We start from the raw sequence: 4687 nt of genomic DNA on the forward strand, positions 1-4687 counted from the left end.
AAACTTGGCCACTCGCATATCTCCCAGGGGGCAACCCCCAAGTACTTCCGCCGTAGATGGACTTAACTTCTGTGTTCGACATGGGAACAGGTGTATCTCCATCGCAATGATGACCAAATCATTAAATGTTACTTTGAACATTCAAAACTAAATAACAATTCTTCTAACTTCTAAACCATAAGCATTTTATATTTGACTCTTTTGGTAAAGTCCTCGAGCGATTAGTACTGGTCCGCTCCAAGTCTCGCAACTCTTCCACTTCCAGCCTATCTACCAGATCATCTCTCTGGGCTCTTAATTCTTACGAATGGGTAATCTCATCTTGAGGTGGGCTTCGCACTTAGATGCTTTCAGCGCTTATCCCTTCCCTACATAGCTATCCAGCCGTGCTCCTGGCGGAACAACTGGTACACCAGCGGTAAGTCCATCCCGGTCCTCTCGTACTAAGGACAGATCCTCTCAAATTACCTACGCCCGCGACGGATAGGGACCGAACTGTCTCACGACGTTCTGAACCCAGCTCGCGTGCCGCTTTAATGGGCGAACAGCCCAACCCTTGGGACCGACTACAGCCCCAGGATGCGACGAGCCGACATCGAGGTGCCAAACCTCCCCGTCGATGTGAACTCTTGGGGGAGATAAGCCTGTTATCCCCAGGGTAGCTTTTATCCGTTGAGCGATGGCCCTTCCATGCGGTACCACCGGATCACTAAGTCCTAGTTTCCTACCTGCTCGAGTTGTAGCTCTCGCAGTCAAGCTGGCTTTTACCTTTACACTCTACGATTGATTTCCAACCAATCTGAGCCAACCTTTGAGCGCCTCCGTTACTCTTTAGGAGGCGACCGCCCCAGTCAAACTGTCCGTCAGACACTGTCTCCCTGGCCGATTATGCCAGCGGGTTAGAGTAACCATAAGTCAAGGGTAGTATCCCAACAACGCCTCAATAGAAACTAGCGTCCCTATTTCAATGGCTCCTACCTATCCTGTACATGACTTACAGGTACTCAATATCAAACTACAGTAAAGCTCCATGGGGTCTTTCCGTCCTGTCGCGGGTAACCTGCATCTTCACAGGTACTAAAATTTCACCGAGTCTCTCGTTGAGACAGTGCCCAAATCATTACGCCTTTCGTGCGGGTCGGAACTTACCCGACAAGGAATTTCGCTACCTTAGGACCGTTATAGTTACGGCCGCCGTTTACTGGGGCTTCAATTCATACCTTCGACTTACGTCTAAGCACTCCTCTTAACCTTCCAGCACCGGGCAGGCGTCACCCCCTATACATCACCTTGCGGTTTAGCAGAGAGCTGTGTTTTTGATAAACAGTTGCTTGGGCCTATTCACTGCGGCTGGCTTTTACACCAGCACCCCTTCTCCCGAAGTTACGGGGCTATTTTGCCGAGTTCCTTAACGAGAGTTCTCTCGATCACCTGAGGCTACTCGCCTCGACTACCTGTGTCGGTTTGCGGTACGGGTAGATATGACTTTACGCTAGAAGCTTTTCTTGGCAGTGTGACATCAGAGAGTTCGCAACCGTAGTTGCTTCCCCATCACAGCTCAATGTTAGAGAGAAATGCATTTGACACATCTCACACCTCACTGCTTAGACCAGAATCCATTAACTGGCATCTCTTAGCCTACTGCGTCCCTCCATCACGATCATATCTAGTACTGGAATATCAACCAGTTGTCCATCGACTACGCCTTTCGGCCTCGCCTTAGGTCCCGACTAACCCAGGGCGGACGAGCCTTCCCCTGGAAACCTTAGTCTTACGGTGGATAAGATTCTCACTTATCTTGCGCTACTCATACCGGCATTCTCACTTCTTAACGCTCCAGCACTCCTCACGGTATACCTTCATCGCGGTTAAGAACGCTCTCCTACCATTGATAAAATATCAATCCAAAGCTTCGGTAATATGTTTAGCCCCGGTACATTTTCGGCGCAGGGTCACTCGACTAGTGAGCTATTACGCACTCTTTGAATGATAGCTGCTTCTGAGCTAACATCCTAGTTGTCTGTGCAACCCCACATCCTTTTCCACTTAACATATATTTTGGGACCTTAGCTGTTGGTCTGGGCTGTTTCCCTTTCGACTACGGATCTTAGCACTCGCAGTCTGACTGCCGAACATGTGTATTAGCATTCGGAGTTTATCTGAGATTGGTAATCCTAGACGGACCCCTCACCCAAACAGTGCTCTACCTCCAATACACTTACATTTCGACGCTAGCCCTAAAGCTATTTCGGAGAGAACCAGCTATCTCCCAGTTCGTTTGGAATTTCTCCGCTATCCACAAGTCATCCAAACACTTTTCAACGTGTCCTGGTTCGGGCCTCCAGTGCGTCTTACCACACCTTCACCCTGCTCATGGATAGGTCACTAGGTTTCGGGTCTACATCATGATACTAAGTCGCCCTATTCAGACTCGGTTTCCCTACGGCTCCGTCTCTTCAACTTAACCTCGCATCATAACGTAACTCGCCGGTTCATTCTACAAAAGGCACGCTCTCACCCATTAACGGGCTCGAACTTCTTGTAGGCACACGGTTTCAGGTGCTATTTCACTCCCCTCTCGGGGTTCTTTTCACCTTTCCCTCACGGTACTGGTTCACTATCGGTCACTAAGGAGTATTTAGGGTTGGGAGATGGTCCTCCCGGATTCAAACTGGATTTCGCGTGTCCAGCCCTACTCAGGATACTGCTAGGTATAAGCGCTATTTCGTCTACGGGATTATTACCCTCTTTGATTAACCTTCCCAGGTTATTCGACTATAATGCTTAAGTCCACGTTGCAGTCCTACAACCCCAAGAAGCAAGCTTCTTGGTTTGCCCTTCTTCGCGTTCGCTCGCCGCTACTTACGAAATCGTTTTTACTTTCTCTTCCTGCAGGTACTTAGATGTTTCAGTTCTCTGCGTTACCTTTACATGAGCTATGTATTCACTCATGAATAACTGCTAGTAGCAGCTGGGTTTCCCCATTCGGAGACCTAGGGATCAATGCGTACTTACTGCTCCCCCTAGAATATCGTCGTTAGTCACGTCCTTCATCGGCTCTTAGTGCCAAGGCATCCACCGTGCGCCCTTATTAACTTTGCCATGATGATTTATAATCATCGTTTTTCAAGTATAAGTTTGTAAATTCTTTAAAATTCACAGCTTTTGGTTTATTTATCGTTATTAGATATTGTTATTTAGTTTTCAATGTTCAAGTGATTTTAACGTCTTGTCTGACAATGGAGCCTAGCGGGATCGAACCGCTGACCTCCTGCGTGCAAAGCAGGCGCTCTCCCAGCTGAGCTAAGGCCCCACAATCAAGAATTTGATTCTTGCTTAGGTTTATGACTAAACCCCTCAAAACTGAATAAAGTTGAATGCTCACGTCTTTGTATATATTCCTTAGAAAGGAGGTGATCCAGCCGCACCTTCCGATACGGCTACCTTGTTACGACTTCACCCCAGTCATCGGTCTTACCTTAGGAAGCGCCCTCCTTGCGGTTAGGCAACCTACTTCGGGTACTCCCAACTCCCGTGGTGTGACGGGCGGTGTGTACAAGGCCCGGGAACGTATTCACCGCGGCGTGCTGATCCGCGATTACTAGCGATTCCGACTTCATGTAGGCGAGTTGCAGCCTACAATCCGAACTGAGAATGGTTTTAAGAGATTAGCTAAACATCACTGTCTCGCGACTCGTTGTACCATCCATTGTAGCACGTGTGTAGCCCAGGTCATAAGGGGCATGATGATTTGACGTCATCCCCACCTTCCTCCGGTTTATCACCGGCAGTCTCGTTAGAGTGCCCAACTTAATGATGGCAACTAACAATAGGGGTTGCGCTCGTTGCGGGACTTAACCCAACATCTCACGACACGAGCTGACGACAACCATGCACCACCTGTATCCCGTGTCCCGAAGGAACTTCCTATCTCTAGGAATAGCACGAGTATGTCAAGACCTGGTAAGGTTCTTCGCGTTGCTTCGAATTAAACCACATGCTCCACCGCTTGTGCGGGCCCCCGTCAATTCCTTTGAGTTTCAACCTTGCGGTCGTACTCCCCAGGCGGAGTGCTTATTGCGTTAGCTGCGATACAGAGAACTTATAGCTCCCTACATCTAGCACTCATCGTTTACGGCGTGGACTACCAGGGTATCTAATCCTGTTTGCTCCCCACGCTTTCGAGCCTCAGTGTCAGTTACAGGCCAGAGAGCCGCTTTCGCCACCGGTGTTCCTCCATATATCTACGCATTTCACCGCTACACATGGAATTCCACTCTCCTCTCCTGCACTCAAGTCTACCAGTTTCCAATGCATACAATGGTTGAGCCACTGCCTTTTACACCAGACTTAATAAACCACCTGCGCTCGCTTTACGCCCAATAAATCCGGACAACGCTCGGGACCTACGTATTACCGCGGCTGCTGGCACGTAGTTAGCCGTCCCTTTCTGGGTAGTTACCGTCACTTGATGAGCTTTCCACTCTCACCAACGTTCTTCTCTACCAACAGAGTTTTACGATCCGAAAACCTTCTTCACTCACGCGGCGTTGCTCGGTCAGACTTTCGTCCATTGCCGAAGATTCCCTACTGCTGCCTCCCGTAGGAGTTTGGGCCGTGTCTCAGTCCCAATGTGGCCGATCACCCTCTCAGGTCGGCTATGTATCATCGCCTTGGTGAGCCTTTA

At 49.2% G+C, this 4687-nt stretch carries 1 tRNA gene and 3 rRNA genes; all 4 read right to left on the reverse strand.

What is annotated here, in order from left to right:
- Positions 1-2 precede the first annotated feature (2 nt).
- Positions 3-118 (reverse strand): 5S ribosomal RNA (gene rrf / locus LLA01S_RS11590).
- A gap of 83 nt (positions 119-201) precedes the next feature.
- A 23S ribosomal RNA gene (locus tag LLA01S_RS11595) occupies positions 202-3102 on the reverse strand.
- A 138-nt stretch (positions 3103-3240) separates the two neighbouring features.
- Positions 3241-3313: transfer RNA gene (locus LLA01S_RS11600), tRNA-Ala, on the reverse strand.
- 93 nt (positions 3314-3406) lie between these two features.
- Positions 3407-4687 (reverse strand): 16S ribosomal RNA (locus tag LLA01S_RS11605); the annotation flags it as partial.

The sequence above is a fragment of the Lactococcus cremoris subsp. cremoris NBRC 100676 genome (assembly GCF_001591705.1).
Lineage (GTDB): Bacteria > Bacillota > Bacilli > Lactobacillales > Streptococcaceae > Lactococcus > Lactococcus cremoris.